This window comes from Dyella humi (assembly GCF_044904605.1).
GTDB lineage: Bacteria > Pseudomonadota > Gammaproteobacteria > Xanthomonadales > Rhodanobacteraceae > Dyella_B > Dyella_B humi.
The window spans coordinates 247,383-261,104 of record NZ_JADIKI010000022.1 but is presented as its reverse complement, the minus strand read 5'-3'; the positions used below and the strand labels follow the sequence as shown (position 1 = coordinate 261,104).

At 61.0% G+C, this 13,722-nt stretch carries 13 protein-coding genes and 1 tRNA gene; 5 read left to right on the top strand and 9 right to left on the bottom strand.

Going from position 1 to position 13,722, the window contains the following annotated elements; translation table 11 throughout:
* Nucleotides 1-27: 27 nt before the first annotated feature.
* Entirely contained in the window at nucleotides 28-552 is a 525-nt protein-coding gene (infC, locus tag ISP18_RS06030; RefSeq protein ID WP_325365840.1) for a translation initiation factor IF-3, read from the bottom strand.
* Between the two features lie 42 nt (nucleotides 553-594).
* Complete coding sequence (gene thrS / locus ISP18_RS06025) at nucleotides 595-2,496, bottom strand: threonine--tRNA ligase (protein ID WP_380008062.1); 1,902 nt, start codon at nucleotides 2,494-2,496, stop codon at nucleotides 595-597.
* 243 nt (nucleotides 2,497-2,739) lie between these two features.
* On the opposite strand from thrS, the gene ISP18_RS06020 reads away from it, so the two are divergent.
* Nucleotides 2,740-3,750 (top strand): NAD-dependent epimerase, encoded by a 1,011-nt coding sequence (locus tag ISP18_RS06020; protein WP_380008059.1) that lies wholly within the window; start codon nucleotides 2,740-2,742, stop codon nucleotides 3,748-3,750.
* Between the two features lie 42 nt (nucleotides 3,751-3,792).
* Here ISP18_RS06020 and ISP18_RS06015 read toward each other — a convergent pair whose 3' ends face one another.
* From ISP18_RS06015 to uvrB, 3 genes are all read right to left on the bottom strand, one after another.
* A complete protein-coding gene (locus ISP18_RS06015) occupies nucleotides 3,793-4,242 on the bottom strand; it encodes a CopD family protein (RefSeq protein ID WP_380008056.1) in 450 nt (149 codons plus the stop codon).
* A gap of 300 nt (nucleotides 4,243-4,542) precedes the next feature.
* Nucleotides 4,543-4,617, bottom strand: a tRNA-Val gene (locus tag ISP18_RS06010).
* 54 nt (nucleotides 4,618-4,671) lie between these two features.
* Nucleotides 4,672-6,702, bottom strand: coding sequence for an excinuclease ABC subunit UvrB (gene uvrB, locus ISP18_RS06005; RefSeq protein WP_380008053.1), 2,031 nt, complete (start codon nucleotides 6,700-6,702; stop codon nucleotides 4,672-4,674).
* 198 nt (nucleotides 6,703-6,900) lie between these two features.
* Here uvrB and ISP18_RS06000 point away from each other — a divergent pair, with 198 nt between their 5' ends.
* Complete coding sequence (locus ISP18_RS06000; protein WP_380008050.1) at nucleotides 6,901-7,398, top strand: GspH/FimT family pseudopilin; 498 nt, start codon at nucleotides 6,901-6,903, stop codon at nucleotides 7,396-7,398.
* A gap of 34 nt (nucleotides 7,399-7,432) precedes the next feature.
* Here the strand turns inward: ISP18_RS06000 and ISP18_RS05995 are convergent, their stop codons facing one another.
* The 4 genes from ISP18_RS05995 to ISP18_RS05980 form a co-directional block, all read right to left on the bottom strand.
* A complete protein-coding gene (locus tag ISP18_RS05995) occupies nucleotides 7,433-7,939 on the bottom strand; it encodes a TPM domain-containing protein (protein WP_380008047.1) in 507 nt (168 codons plus the stop codon).
* Nucleotide 7,940: 1 nt separating this feature from the next.
* Nucleotides 7,941-8,831: a TPM domain-containing protein gene (locus ISP18_RS05990; protein ID WP_380008044.1), complete on the bottom strand. Its 891-nt coding sequence runs from the start codon at nucleotides 8,829-8,831 to the stop codon at nucleotides 7,941-7,943.
* Nucleotide 8,832: 1 nt separating this feature from the next.
* Nucleotides 8,833-9,462, bottom strand: a complete 630-nt coding sequence (locus ISP18_RS05985; protein WP_380008041.1) for a LemA family protein — start codon at nucleotides 9,460-9,462, stop codon at nucleotides 8,833-8,835.
* An 81-nt stretch (nucleotides 9,463-9,543) separates the two neighbouring features.
* Complete coding sequence (locus tag ISP18_RS05980) at nucleotides 9,544-9,918, bottom strand: diacylglycerol kinase (protein WP_284333137.1); 375 nt, start codon at nucleotides 9,916-9,918, stop codon at nucleotides 9,544-9,546.
* Between the two features lie 252 nt (nucleotides 9,919-10,170).
* Between ISP18_RS05980 and ISP18_RS05975 the strand changes: the two genes are divergently transcribed.
* The 3 genes from ISP18_RS05975 to ISP18_RS05965 all read left to right on the top strand — a co-directional run bounded on the left by ISP18_RS05975 (nucleotide 10,171) and on the right by ISP18_RS05965 (nucleotide 13,722).
* On the top strand, nucleotides 10,171-11,721 hold the full coding sequence (locus tag ISP18_RS05975) for a peptide MFS transporter (RefSeq protein ID WP_380008038.1): 1,551 nt from the start codon (nucleotides 10,171-10,173) through the stop codon (nucleotides 11,719-11,721).
* Between the two features lie 52 nt (nucleotides 11,722-11,773).
* Nucleotides 11,774-13,057 carry an ATP-binding protein gene (locus tag ISP18_RS05970; protein ID WP_380008035.1) on the top strand — a complete coding sequence of 428 codons (1,284 nt, stop codon included), beginning with the start codon at nucleotides 11,774-11,776 and terminating at the stop codon, nucleotides 13,055-13,057.
* Between the two features lie 77 nt (nucleotides 13,058-13,134).
* A complete protein-coding gene (locus ISP18_RS05965) occupies nucleotides 13,135-13,722 on the top strand; it encodes a response regulator transcription factor (RefSeq protein ID WP_380008032.1) in 588 nt (195 codons plus the stop codon).

The following is a 13,722-nucleotide window of genomic DNA, read 5'->3' as shown; positions in this document are numbered from 1 at the left end:
TGCGGCACGGCTGGAGATCCCGCCCGCTTATTTCTTCTTCGGCCCGATCATCATCACCATCTGGCGCCCTTCCAGGCGTGGGAAGGATTCGACGACGCCATTCTCGCCCACGTCTTCCTGAATCTTCCTGGCCAGGTTCTGGCCCAGATCCTGATGGGACATTTCGCGGCCGCGGAAGCGGATGGTGACCTTGACCTTGTCGCCTTCTTCAAGGAAGCGAAGCATGTTGCGCAGCTTGATCTGGTAGTCGCCCACGTCCGTAACCGGACGGAACTTCACTTCCTTGATCTCGACTTGCTTTTGCTTCTTCTTGGCGGCCTGAGCCTTCTTCTGGGCTTCGAACTTGAACTTGCCGTAGTCCATGATGCGGCAGACCGGCGGATCGCCGTTCGGCTGAATCTCGACCAGATCGAGCCCCGCTTCCTCGGCCGCACGCAGCGCCTCGTCGCGGGTGAGGATGCCAAGCTGCTCGGAATCCGGTCCGATCACACGCACGCGGGGTACGCGGATCTCATGGTTGCGACGGTTGCCCTTAGTTTCTGTGGTGGCGATACCACTATCCTCCAGAAGATGTTGAATTCGGCCGGACGCGCACTAACGCCGCGTCTCGGCCTCCAGACGTTCGATGAAGCTGGCGAGCGGCATGCTGCCTAGATCTTCGCCCGAACGTGTACGCACGGAAACAGCGCCCGATTCCTTTTCGCGATCGCCGACCACAAGCAGGTAGGGCACTTTCTGTATCGTATGTTCACGGATTTTATAGCCGACCTTCTCGTTGCGCAAATCGGCATGCACGCGGAAGCCTTTGTCGACAAGGGTTTGCGTTACCTGACGAACATAGTCGGCCTGGGCATCGGTGATGCTGAACACCTGCGCCTGCACCGGCGCCAGCCACGGCGGTAAGTTGCCGGCATGATGTTCAATGAGGATGCCGATGAAGCGCTCCATCGAGCCCACGATGGCTCGATGCAACATAACCGGATGTTTGCGTTGACTATGTTCGTCGACATACTCGGCGCCAAGACGCTCCGGCATCATGAAATCCACCTGCATGGTACCGACCTGCCAGGCCCGGCCGATCGAATCCTTCATGTGGTACTCGATCTTAGGTCCGTAGAAGGCACCCTCACCCGGCAATTCCTCCCACTGTACACCGGCCGCACGCAGCGCGGCGCGCAGGGCGTGCTCGGCACGATCCCACACTTCGTCGCCGCCGATGCGCTTGTCGGGGCGCAGGGCGATCTTTAAGGCGATATCGTCGAAGCCGAAATCGGCGTACACCTTCATGGCCTGCTGGTGGAACGCAGTCACTTCCGATTCGATCTGCTCTTCCGTGCAGAAGATGTGGCCATCGTCCTGCGTGAAGGCACGTACACGCATGATGCCGTGCAGCGCACCCGACGGCTCGTTGCGATGGCAGCCGCCGAATTCGCCGTAGCGGATCGGCAGGTCGCGGTAGCTATGCAGGCTGGTGTTGTAGATCTGCACGTGGCCGGGGCAGTTCATCGGCTTCAGCGCATACGTGCGCTTCTCCGATTCCGTGAAGAACATGTTTTCCTGATAGTTGTCCCAGTGCCCGGATTTCTTCCACAGGCTGACGTCCATGATCTGCGGGCCGCGCACTTCCTGATAGCCGCTGCTGCGATAGACACCACGCACGTACTGCTCCACGGTCTGCCAGATCGCCCAGCCGTTCGGATGCCAGAACACCATGCCAGGCGCTTCTTCCTGCTGATGGAACAGGTCTAACGCCTTGCCGATCTTGCGATGGTCGCGCTTCTCGGCCTCTTCCAGCTGATGCAGGTGGGCCTTCAGGTCTTTGTCGCTCAACCACGCGGTGCCGTAGATGCGCGTGAGCATCGCGTTGTTGGAATCGCCACGCCAGTAAGCGCCGGCGACTTTCATCAGCTTGAACGCACGCAGTTTGCCCGTGTTGGGCACGTGTGGGCCGCGGCACAGATCGGTGAATTCGCCCTGCGTATAGAGCGAAAGCTCCTCATTGGAAGGAATGCTCTCGATGATCTCGGCCTTGTACTCCTCGCCGATGCCGCGGAAGAACGTGATCGCGTCATCACGCGATTTCACACTGCGCGTGACCGGCAGTTGTTCCTTCACGATCTTTTCCATCTCGGCTTCGATCTTGGCCAGATCGTCGGGCGTGAAGGGGCGCTCGTAGGCGAAGTCGTAAAAGAAGCCGTTGTCGATCACCGGGCCGATCGTCACCTGCGCGCCGGGAAACAGGCGTTGCACAGCCTGCGCCAGCAGATGCGCGGTGGAATGGCGCAAAATCTCCAGCGCTTCCGGGCTCTTCTCGGTGACGATTTCCAGGCTGGCGTCGTGGTCGATGGCGAAGCTGGCGTCCACCAGCTTGCCGTCCACCTTGCCGGCCAGGGTGGCCTTGGCCAGGCCGGCGCCGATGGAGGCGGCCACGTCCTGTACCGTGACGGGATGGTCGAAGGGGCGCTTGCTGCCGTCTGGGAGCGTAATGTCGATCATGGGGTTGGGTATCTCGGAAAACAAAAAGGGCGCCACACGCGCCCTTTTGCATGAAAAGACAGGCGTGGCGGGTATCAGCGTTGGCGGCTCGTAGTTGTCATGTCGCACACTCGGCCGGCGCTTGGGCGCGGGCCACCTTGTCTCTAAAGTTGAGAAGCGAACGCTAATTTAGCGCAGCGGCCGTGTCAATTCAGCGACGGCGACCGAGCTATACAATACGCACCTCACCTCAAGGACATCGCGATGCGTGTACTCGTCACCGGCTCGGCCGGCTTTATCGGCGCCGCCCTTACGGAACGTCTGCTGGCGCGGGGCGATCAGGTCCAAGGTATCGACAACCATAACGATTACTACGATCCGACGCTGAAAGAGGCCCGCCTGGCGCGCTTTGCCGAGCACCCGAACTACACGCACCAACGCGCCGACCTGGCCGATGCCGAGGCGATGAACCGGGCCTTCCGGGACTTCCAACCACAGCGCGTGGCGAACCTCGCCGCGCAGGCCGGCGTGCGCTATTCGCTGAAGAATCCGCAGACCTACGCGCAGAGCAATCTGGTCGGCTTCATCAACATCCTGGAAGCCTGCCGCCACAACAAGGTGGAGCACTTGGTCTATGCCTCTTCCAGTTCCGTTTATGGTGCAAACCGCAAGCTGCCGTTCGCGGTGGAAGATGCCGTCGATCACCCGGTGAGCTTGTACGCGGCCACCAAGAAGGCCAACGAGCTGATGGCGCACACCTATAGCCATCTGTATGGCCTGCCCACTACCGGCCTGCGCTTTTTCACGGTGTATGGACCGTGGGGGCGCCCTGATATGTCGCCGATACTGTTCGCCGAACGCATCGTGCGCGGCGAGCCGATCGACGTGTTCAACCACGGCCAGCACAGTCGTGATTTCACGTATGTCGACGACATCGTCGAAGGGGTGATCCGCACGTTGGATCACGTTGCCGAGCCCGACCTCAATTACGACGCGACCCAGCCCAATCCCGGCACTTCAAGTGCGCCTTATCGCGTCTACAACATCGGCAATGATCAGCCGGTGCAGCTCATGCATTTCATCGAACTGATGGAGCAGAACCTGGGCCGCACGGTGGAAAAGCGCCTGTTACCCATGCAACCGGGCGATGTGCCGGATACCTGGGCGGACGTGTCGGCACTGCGGCGTGATGTGGGTTATGCGCCGAATACGTCGATCGAGGAAGGCGTGGCAAAGTTTGTGGCGTGGTATCGGGATTATCACCACATTGCGTGAGCGTAGTTATCACTGGACTGACAAGCAAGGTTGCCCCTTACGTCAGAACGGCTTGGCGATCACCAGAAACACCACGCCCAGCAACACCAGCACCGGCAACTCATTCAACAATCGCAATGTGCGCGCCGAAGGCAACGCTCCACCCTGCTCAGTGCGCTTGAGCAAACGTCCTATCCAGATGAAATAGACCAGCAGCAAAACTACCAGCGTGAGCTTGGCGTCAATCCAATGCAGGGGCCCGACAACGTTCGGCAATGCTTGCGGAAACACACGCCAGCCCTGCCACAGCGTCAAGCCGAACAGAAAAGCGATACCGAACAAGTTGTGGCCGAAGCGATACAGGCGACGTCCCATCAGGCACAGGCGCGCCTTCACGGCAGGCTCGTCACTTGATTCGGCGATATTCACCAGGATGCGTGGCAAGTAGAACACCGCGGACATCCAGGCGATCACGAACAACACGTGCAGGCTCTTGATCCACAGATAAGTCATGGCGATTCCACGCGGCGGCGAAGACGTGCGCCATGGTACGTCGATTGAGCCGAATCTCAATACATGTCAAACGATTCCGCCGTGGACACGCGTAGCTGCTCATAAAAAAGTGCACGGTGAAGTGAGCTTTTTTGGCTATGACGCGAATGCGCAACACTCAATCACGATCGATCTCACCGTTGATTGTCTGTGTCGATGCAAGCGAGCACTGAGGACTCTGGGAGCGCCAACGCCCGTGACGTACCCCGCAAAAAACAATGGCGCGAACCGGAAGGTCCGCGCCATTGCAGGGATATGAATTGGTGGGCGGTACAAGGATCGAACTTGTGACCCCTTCCATGTCAAGGAAGTGCTCTACCGCTGAGCTAACCGCCCGCAGACACGCCCTGACAGGGTGTGCAGGCCGCGCAGTTTACCCGAAGCACCCGATCAGCGCAAAGCCAGCTCCCGCAGCTGGTGAATGCGGTCGCGCAGCCGGGCCGCCTCTTCGAATTCCAGGTTTTCCGCGTGCTTGCGCATGTCAGCCTCCAGCCGTTTGATCATCGTGGCGGCCTGCTCGGCATCCAGGCTGGCGTATTCGGCGGCCTGCTCGGCCACAGCGGCGGCGCGGCCACGTGAGGCTTTGCTCCGCGCCCGGCCAGGCACCTCGCTGCGCGCACCTTCCATGATGTCGGCGATGCTTCGCACCACCGACTGCGGCGTGATGCCCTGCAACAGGTTCCAGGCCACCTGCTTCTCACGGCGGCGGTTAGTTTCGTCCATCGCCGCCTGCATGGAGCGGGTGATTTCGTCAGCGTAGAGGATCGCTTTGCCGCGCAGGTTGCGTGCGGCGCGACCCATGGTCTGGATCAGCGAACCGGTGGAGCGCAGGAAGCCTTCCTTGTCGGCGTCGAGGATCGCCACCAGCGACACTTCGGGCATATCCAAGCCCTCACGCAACAGGTTGATGCCGACCAGCACGTCGAACTCGCCCAAGCGCAGGTCGCGGATGATTTCCACGCGCTCCACGGTTTCGATGTCCGAATGCAGATAACGCACCTTTACATCGTGCTCGCTGAGGTATTCGGTGAGGTTTTCCGCCATGCGCTTGGTGAGCGTGGTGACCAACACGCGGTCGCCCATGGCGATGCGCTTCTTCGCTTCGCTGAGCAGATCGTCCACCTGAGTGCGTACCGGCCGCACCTCCACTTCCGGATCGACCAAGCCAGTGGGGCGCACCACCAGCTCCACCACGGCATCGCCAGACTTTTCCAGCTCATATGCGCGCGGTGTGGCAGATACGTAAATCGTGCGCGGCGCACGGCGCTCGAATTCCTCGAAACGCAGCGGCCGATTGTCCATCGCGGAGGGCAGACGAAAGCCGAATTCCACCAGCGTTTCCTTGCGCGAGCGGTCGCCTTTGTACATCGCGCCCAACTGCGGCATGGTGACGTGCGATTCGTCGACCACCAGCAGCGCATCGGCCGGCAAGTAATCGAACAAGGTCGGCGGCGGCTCGCCCGGCGCGCGGCGCGTGAGGTGACGCGAGTAGTTTTCGATGCCTTGGCAATAGCCGACTTCGGCCATCATCTCAATGTCGAAGCGCGTGCGCTGATCCAGTCGCTGCGCCTCCACCAACCGGTTTTCCTTGTACAGAAAGTCCAGGCGCTCCTTCAGCTCGACCTTGATCGTCTCGATGGCGTTCAGCACACTCTCTCGCGTGCTGGCGTAATGCGTACGCGGATAAACGGTAAAGCGCGGTACCTTACGGATGGTTTCGCCGGTGAGCGGATCGAACAGCGAAAGATTTTCCACCTCGCCGTCGAACAGCTCGATGCGCAGCGCTTCGGTTTCTGATTCGGCGGGAAACACATCGATGACTTCGCCGCGCACGCGATAAGTACCGCGGCGCAGTTCCATTTCGTTGCGGGTGTATTGCAGCTCGGTGAGTTGACGGATCAGCGCGCGTTGGTCGATGCGCTCGCCGCGTGCGAGGATCAGACGTAGCGAAAGATAATCTTCCGGATCGCCCAGGCCGTAGATGGCGGAGACGGTGGCGACGATCAGGGAGTCCTTGCGCGAGAGCAGCGCCTTGGTCGCTGCCAGGCGCATCTGCTCGATGTGTTCGTTGATCGAGGCATCTTTCTCGATATAGGTATCCGATGCCACCACGTATGCTTCTGGCTGGTAGTAGTCGTAGTAGCTGACGAAATACTCCACCGCGTTGTGCGGGAAGAATTCCTTGAACTCACCGTAGAGCTGCGCCGCCAGCGTCTTGTTCGGCGCCAGCACGATGGTGGGCCGTTGCACTTGCGCGACCACATTGGCGATGGTGAAGGTCTTGCCGGAACCCGTCACGCCCAACAGCGTCTGCCCCGCGAGGCCGGATTCGAAGCCCTCGACCAGGCGCTTGATCGCATCTGGCTGATCGCCGGCGGGCTGGTAGCTGGAAACGAGTTCGAAGCGGTCGCGATCGGTCATAGGGGCTCAACGTGCGGGCGTTTTGGCGGATTTTAAATGCTGGTACTGACACAAGTTGTCAGCAGGGTCTGACGCTGGCCCGCCCCTGCGGCGATTGGCTCGCACAAATCGGGGTTTAGCATCGATGGGATGGAACCATGGTATGCCAACGGCCCGGGACGGGGCGGAAACAGAGGATTTGGGCTGGCCGAGCAGCTCATGACGCTTGCGGTGCTGGCTGTGGTTACCGCGATCGCTGTGCCCTCCTTTCACCGGATGCTGGAAGGACACGAGTTGCGCGTCGCCCAGTCCGACTACATCGCAGCGTTGCAGCATGCACGCAATCTCGCCGTGAACGAGCAGGTACGCGTCATCTTCTGCCCTAGCCGCGATGCGCGCAGTTGCAGCGGCGACGATTCGTGGAGCCAGGGTTGGCTGGTGGGAAAATCCGATCCTGATAACGCCAGTCAGTTACTCGGATCACCGCGCTACGTAGGCCAAAAGCACCGCGATACGCTGGTCATTACCAGCAATAGCAAGCAGAAATACGTGTGGTTTGGTCCGGATGGGAGTTCGGTGAATACCTTCCAGACATTGTCCTTCTGCATGAAAAATGATCCGCAGCATGTATTGCGGGTGATCGTTTCCCGCGTTGGACGTGTGAAGGGTGCGCAAGGAACAAACGGTGACGCTTCGCCATGTGCGTCCACGGATTGATCGCCAACCTGCGCCCGCAGCCTCGGACTGTTCCTTAAAGCAACACCGGCCGATCCGGCAACTCATCCGGCCGCGACTTGCCATGACTCGGAAAATGCTTCTCCAACAAGGCATGCACTTGTGTGATGCCATGTAAGGCGCCCGCGCGCCATTGCCCGGCCGCAAAATTCTCCCGCATGCCATCACAGATCGCGGTCCATTCCTCGGGCTTCACACGGCGCGCAATGCCACGATCCGCAACGATCTCGATGCGATGTTCGGACATCAGCACATAGATCAGCACGCCGCAATTGTGTTCCGTATCCCACACGTCGAGTTGGCCAAACACCTGTCGTGCGCGCGTGTAAGCATCCAGGCCTTGCCACACCGCATGCAGGGGAAGGCGCGATTCGATCGCAAAGCGCACTTCGCCCAGGTGCGTGTGCTCACCGTCCGCGATGGCGACGGTCATGTCGTCCAGCAGCTCGGGCGGAAAGCGCCTATGGAGCTGAAACCAGCCCTCGAACAGATTTGCGATGAGTCGTTGACGGCGTGTAGGCATGTCACCAACTCCCCGAGGCGCCACCGCCACCGAAACTGCCGCCCCCACCACTGAAGCCGCCGCCTCCGCCGCCGAAGCCACCACCACCGCCAAAACCGCCGCCGCCCCAGCCGCCGAAACCACCCCAGCCACCGCCGCCGATGGATCGGCCTGCGCCGGCCGGCAACAGCATGAACAAGCCGCCCAGGATGCCGCCGAAAATGCCGACGCCGATCGACGCCAGCATCCACAGCAAGGCGCCGACCGCCAAGCCACCCAGCGGCGCGCGCACCAGCACAGGCGCGCGCCCGAAGATGCCGCGCATCACGATCAGCGCGAACAGCGCAAGGAAGAACACGCCCTGCAGATCCGGCCTGCGTGCCACTTCGTTGCCGCGCACTGGCGGCGGCAGCGGTTCGCCGTCGATCAATTGGGTCAACGCACCAACCGCGTCGCTGATGCCACCAAAGTAATCATTGCTGCGGAATTTCGGCGCGATGTATTCGCGGATGATGCGCGCGGCTGCGGCATCGGGAATCGCGCCTTCCAGCCCGTAACCCACTTCGATGCGCACCTGGCGGTCGTTCTTGGCGATGAACAGCAGCACGCCATCGTCCACGCCTTTGCGACCGATCTTGTTCGCTTCGGAGACACGTAACGAATAATCGTCGAGGTCATCGGGCTGCGTACTGCTGATCATCAGCACGGTCAGCTGCGCGCCCTTCTGCTTCTCCAGGCTGACCAGTTGCGCGTCGAGTTGATCGATCTGCTGCGCCGTCAGCGTCCCGGTGAGGTCGGTGACGTGGCGTGTCAGTTTGGGAACCGCGGGTTGGTCGTCGGCATGCGAAAGGGTCCACGGCGACAGCAAGGCTATCGCCAGGATCATCCAAAGGCGCACCCAGCGCCGCGTCATGTCAATGTGCCGACGCGGCGGGAGCTGGAGCAGCCGGCGTGCCGGTACCGAAATCCACCGTCGGCGCGGTCGAAATCGCCTTCTCGTTCTCCACCGAGAAATTCGGCTTCACCTGATAGCTGAACATCTTGGCGGTGAGATTGTTCGGGAAAGTACGGATCAGCGAGTTGTATTGCTGCACTGCCTGGATGTAGCGGTTGCGCGCCACGGCAATGCGGTTCTCGGTACCTTCCAACTGCGCCTGCAGATTCTGGAATACGCCGTTCGCCTTCAGATCGGGATAGCGTTCGCTGACAGCCATCAGGCGCGACAGTGCACCGGTAAGCTGGCCTTGCGCGGCCTGGAATTTGGCCAGGGCGTCAGGATCGTTCGCCAGTTCGGGGGTTACCTGGATGCTGCCCACGCGCGAACGCGCTTCGGTCACTTCGGTAAAGACCTTTTCCTCATGCGCAGCGTAGCCCTTCACGGTGTTCACCAGGTTAGGCACCAGATCGGCGCGGCGCTGGTATTGATTAAGCACCTCGGACCATTGCGCCTTCACCACTTCGTCCTGTTTCTGGATGCTGTTGTAGCCGCAACCCGAAAGTATGGACACCAGTAGCAATAGCGCGAGAACGCGTAGGCTTTTCATCGGAAGGCTCCTTTCCCAGTAGGCGTTCATTGCAGCATCAGGCCTACATGGATGCAATTGCCACACCGCACTGCGGGCAAATCAAAACCAGCGCGGCCCCAGAATCAACCCCCAGCACAACACCACCAGCACCAGCAGCAGAAAGACTGCCGCCGAGCCCATGTCTTTGGCCCGTCCGGCCAGCTCGTGGAATTCGGGGCTGACCTTGTCCACCACCGCCTCGATGGCGGAATTGAGCAGCTCCACCGAGAGCACCAGGATGACCGGAAAAACCAGGGCAATCTTCTCCAGCGCCCCATTCCCCACCCACAGACCGACGGGGACAAGGATGACGGTAAGCATCGCCTCCAGCCGAAACGACGCCTCATGCCGCCAGCCCGCACGCAGGCCACTCATCGACCACCGGAACGCGCGCCACAACTGGCGGGGGTCACCGCGAAATCCGTTACCGGGCATGGCGGAAAAGGCTGGCCCTTAAGGGTATTACGGCACTTTTCTGCATGGCGTAAAGCGCTCCCAAATGGCGGCAACAGGCGCGCCATGATGCCATAAGCAGGCCAAGGCACCGGCTTCCCGCAGGATTTTGCTTGCCGCAATGCAACTTTCGTCTAGCGGCGGATGGGGTACGCTTCGCCGGATGTGCCTCGCTAAAGGCCCATGAAAACAGGTCGATTTCGACTTTGCAGTACACGTAATACGGAAGCATCCATGACCATTCAGACCCACCCTGTTTCACAGACCCGCTCTTTCACCACGGTCTTTTTGATCGAAATGTGGGAGCGCTTCGGCTTCTACGGCATGCAGGTGCTGATGGTCACCTTCATGATGAAGAAACTGGGCTTCATCGATACCAAGGCCAACCTGGTGTGGGGCGCGGCGGCGGCGTTGATTTACGCCACACCGGCGATCGGCGGCTGGGTCGGCGACAAGTTGCTGGGCACGCGACGCACCATGTTGATGGGCGCAGTCATTCTGGCACTCGGCTACGCCATGCTCTGGATACCCACGGACAACGCCTACGTAACGTACCTGTCGCTCGGCGTGATCGTGGTCGGCAACGGCTTCTTCAAGCCCAACGCCGGCAACCTGGTACGCAAGATCTACGAAGGCGATGACACACGCATCGATAGCGCCTTCACCATTTACTACATGGCGGTGAACATCGGCTCGATGTTCTCGATGACAGCTACGCCGTGGATTCGCGACTACATCGGCACGCGCTACGGCGACGACCTCGGTTGGCATACGGCGTTCGGTGTCTGCTCCATTGGCTTGGTTCTGGGCCTGATCAACTACACGCTGATGAAGCGCACGCTATCGCACATCGGCTCGCCTAGCGACGAGCGCCCGCTCGAATTCAAGCGCCTCGCTGCGGTGCTGCTGGTTGCGCTGGGAACCGTGTTCGTCGCCGCCTTCATCCTGCAAAGCCAGACCGTGGCCAAATGGTGTGTGTATGGCGCGGGCATCGTCATTCTCGGCATCTTCGTGCATCTGATCCGCAGCAGCCGTCAGAGCGAACGCGCCGGACTCATCGCCGCGTTGGTGCTGACGGTGCAGACGATCTTCTTCTTCATCTTCTACGCGCAGATGGCAACGTCGTTGAACTTGTTCGCGCAGCGTAACGTCGATCTGTCGTTCCATGTCTTCGGCATCCACCTATTCAACTGGATTCCCGAGCAGTATCAGAACTTGAATGCCATCTGGATCGTGCTGCTGAGCCCGGTGCTGGTTTTCATCTACAACTCGCTCGGCAAGCTCGGTAAGGATCCGTCGGTGGCGGCCAAGTTCGCCTGGGGTTTCGCCGCGGTGGCATTGGGCTTTTTCATCTACGGCGTCGGCGCGAACTGGGCGGTGAACGGACAGGTTTCTTCGTGGATCATGGTCTGGGGTTATGGCCTGTACTCGTTAGGCGAGCTGCTGGTCAGCGGCCTGGGCCTGGCGATGATTGCGCGCTACGTGCCCGAACGCATGGGCGGATTCATGATGGGCGCGTATTACGTGGCTGTCGGCATCTCTCAGTATCTCGGCAGCGTGGTGGCCAATATCGCGCATATCCCGGACGACATCACCGATGCGGTGCAATCGCTGGCCATCTACACGCATCTGTTCAACATCCTCGGCTTCGTGGGCATCGGCTGCACCGTCGTCGCCCTCCTCATGCTGCCTCTGATGAACAAGCTTTCGGCCACCCATTCGGATGCCGCCGCCAGCTATGAGCCGCTGCCGGCCGTGCGCAGCGAGGAATTCAATACTCCGTGACTTGCCCGCGATCCGCCGTAATATGCGGCGGATCGCAATCACTTCGGCAGTTATGGCGCCGTATCAGCTAAAGCAACCCATCGGACCCTTCGCGCTCACGCGCACGCTCGCGTGGCTGCGCTTGTGCGCCATCGCCGGCCAGAGCATGGCGGTGATGGTCTGCTCCTGGTGGATGCACATCGACATACCCACGCTGTCGCTGCTGTTGGGCATCGACATGCTGGCGGTGTTCGCGGTGTTCGCCGCGTGGCGAATCAGCCAGCCATGGCCGGTGCGCGAATGGGAGACGGTGTGTCATATCGTCGCGGACACCCTGGTGCTGAGCTACCTGCTGTACTTCACCGGCGGCGCCAGAAATCCCTTCGTCACGTTGTTGCTGGTGCCCATTGCGCTCGGCGCGGCGGCCTTGTCGGTGCGCGCCGTGCTTGCCATTGCCGCCATTGCCGCCGCGGCGTACTCCGTATTGCTGTGCTGGTACGTGCCGCTGCCGATGAACGAGCTGATGAGCATCGACCATGGCTTCTCGCTCCATGTAGCCGGCATGGGCGTGAACTTCGTCGTCACCGCCCTGCTGCTCGGTTTCTTCATCAACCGGCTGGCGACCGCAGTGCGCGTGCAACAGCAGGAAGTGCAACGCGTGCGCGAGCGCGCCCTGCGCGACGAAGGCATCATGGCCATTGCCACGCAGGCAGCCGGTGCGGCGCACGAACTCAATACGCCACTCTCAACCATGCGCACGCTGCTACCGGAACTGCGCCGCGAGCACGCCTCGGATGCGGCGCTGGACGAGGATCTGGAATTGCTCGAAGGCCAGGTGGAACGCTGCCGTACCATCCTTCGTGAGATGGTCGCGTTCGGCAAAGCACAGTTGTCGCAGGAACCAGAGCGGGTGAAGCTGCGTGTTTTCATCCACGGCTGTGTCGAGCGCTTTCAGCTCCTGCGGCCGGAAGCGGAACTGGAACTCAAGGTGGCGCCGCAGCTCGAACCGCTCGTGCTGCGCACGCCGCCAGGACTGCGCCACGCCTTGCTCAATCTGCTGAACAACGCGGTCGATGCCTCGGTGCTATGCGATTCCCACAACGTGGTACTGGAAGTACGCCGCAACGAGCAATGGCTGGAATGGATCGTGCGCGATCGCGGCCCGGGCTTCACCGCCGCCGGCACCACCGCGGCGATCGGCAACAGCGGCAAGCAGAGCGGCCTAGGTATCGGCCTGGCGCTCGCCGAAGCCACCGCCGAACGGCTGGCCGGCGAACTGATCACCACGAATACCGACAGCGGCGCGGAAATGTGCCTACGACTGCCTTTGTCCACCATCGCCGAAAACCCAAGGTAGCCCCGTTCCAACTTATGTGAACACGCGGGGTCTCGTATCCGGCAGAATAGACGGGCAGTGATGACCAGAAGCAATTCATGAATCAGCAAAACCCCACCAGCGGTACCCGTCCGCTGCTTATCGTCGATGACGATGCCACTTTCGTACGCGTGCTCAGCCGAGCGTTGATATCCCGCGGTTTCGAGGTGATCTGTGCCGGCAACGCCGACGAAGCACGTGCCCTATCGCACCGCCATCAGCCGCGTCATTGCGTGCTCGACCTGAAACTGGGCGAGGAAAACGGCCTACGCCTGATTCCCGAGCTGCGCGAACTCGTGCCCGACATGCGCATCCTGCTGCTGACCGGCTACGCCTCCATCGCCACCGCCGTGGAAGCCATCAAGCGCGGTGCACACGATTATCTCGCCAAGCCGGTCGACGCCGATGCCGTAGTACGCGCCCTGCTCGAAGGCGACACGGTGCAGCAAAGCGAAGACGAGGTGATCGATGCTCCCGAAGCGCCGCTCGCCCTACGCCGACTGGAATGGGAACACATCCAGCGTGTGCTCACCGAATGCGACGGCAACATCTCCGAGACCGCGCGCCGCCTCGGCATGCATCGCCGCACACTGCAGCGCAAGCTGAGCAAGCATCCGGTGCGCGAGCGGCCTAATTCGGACGGCTGA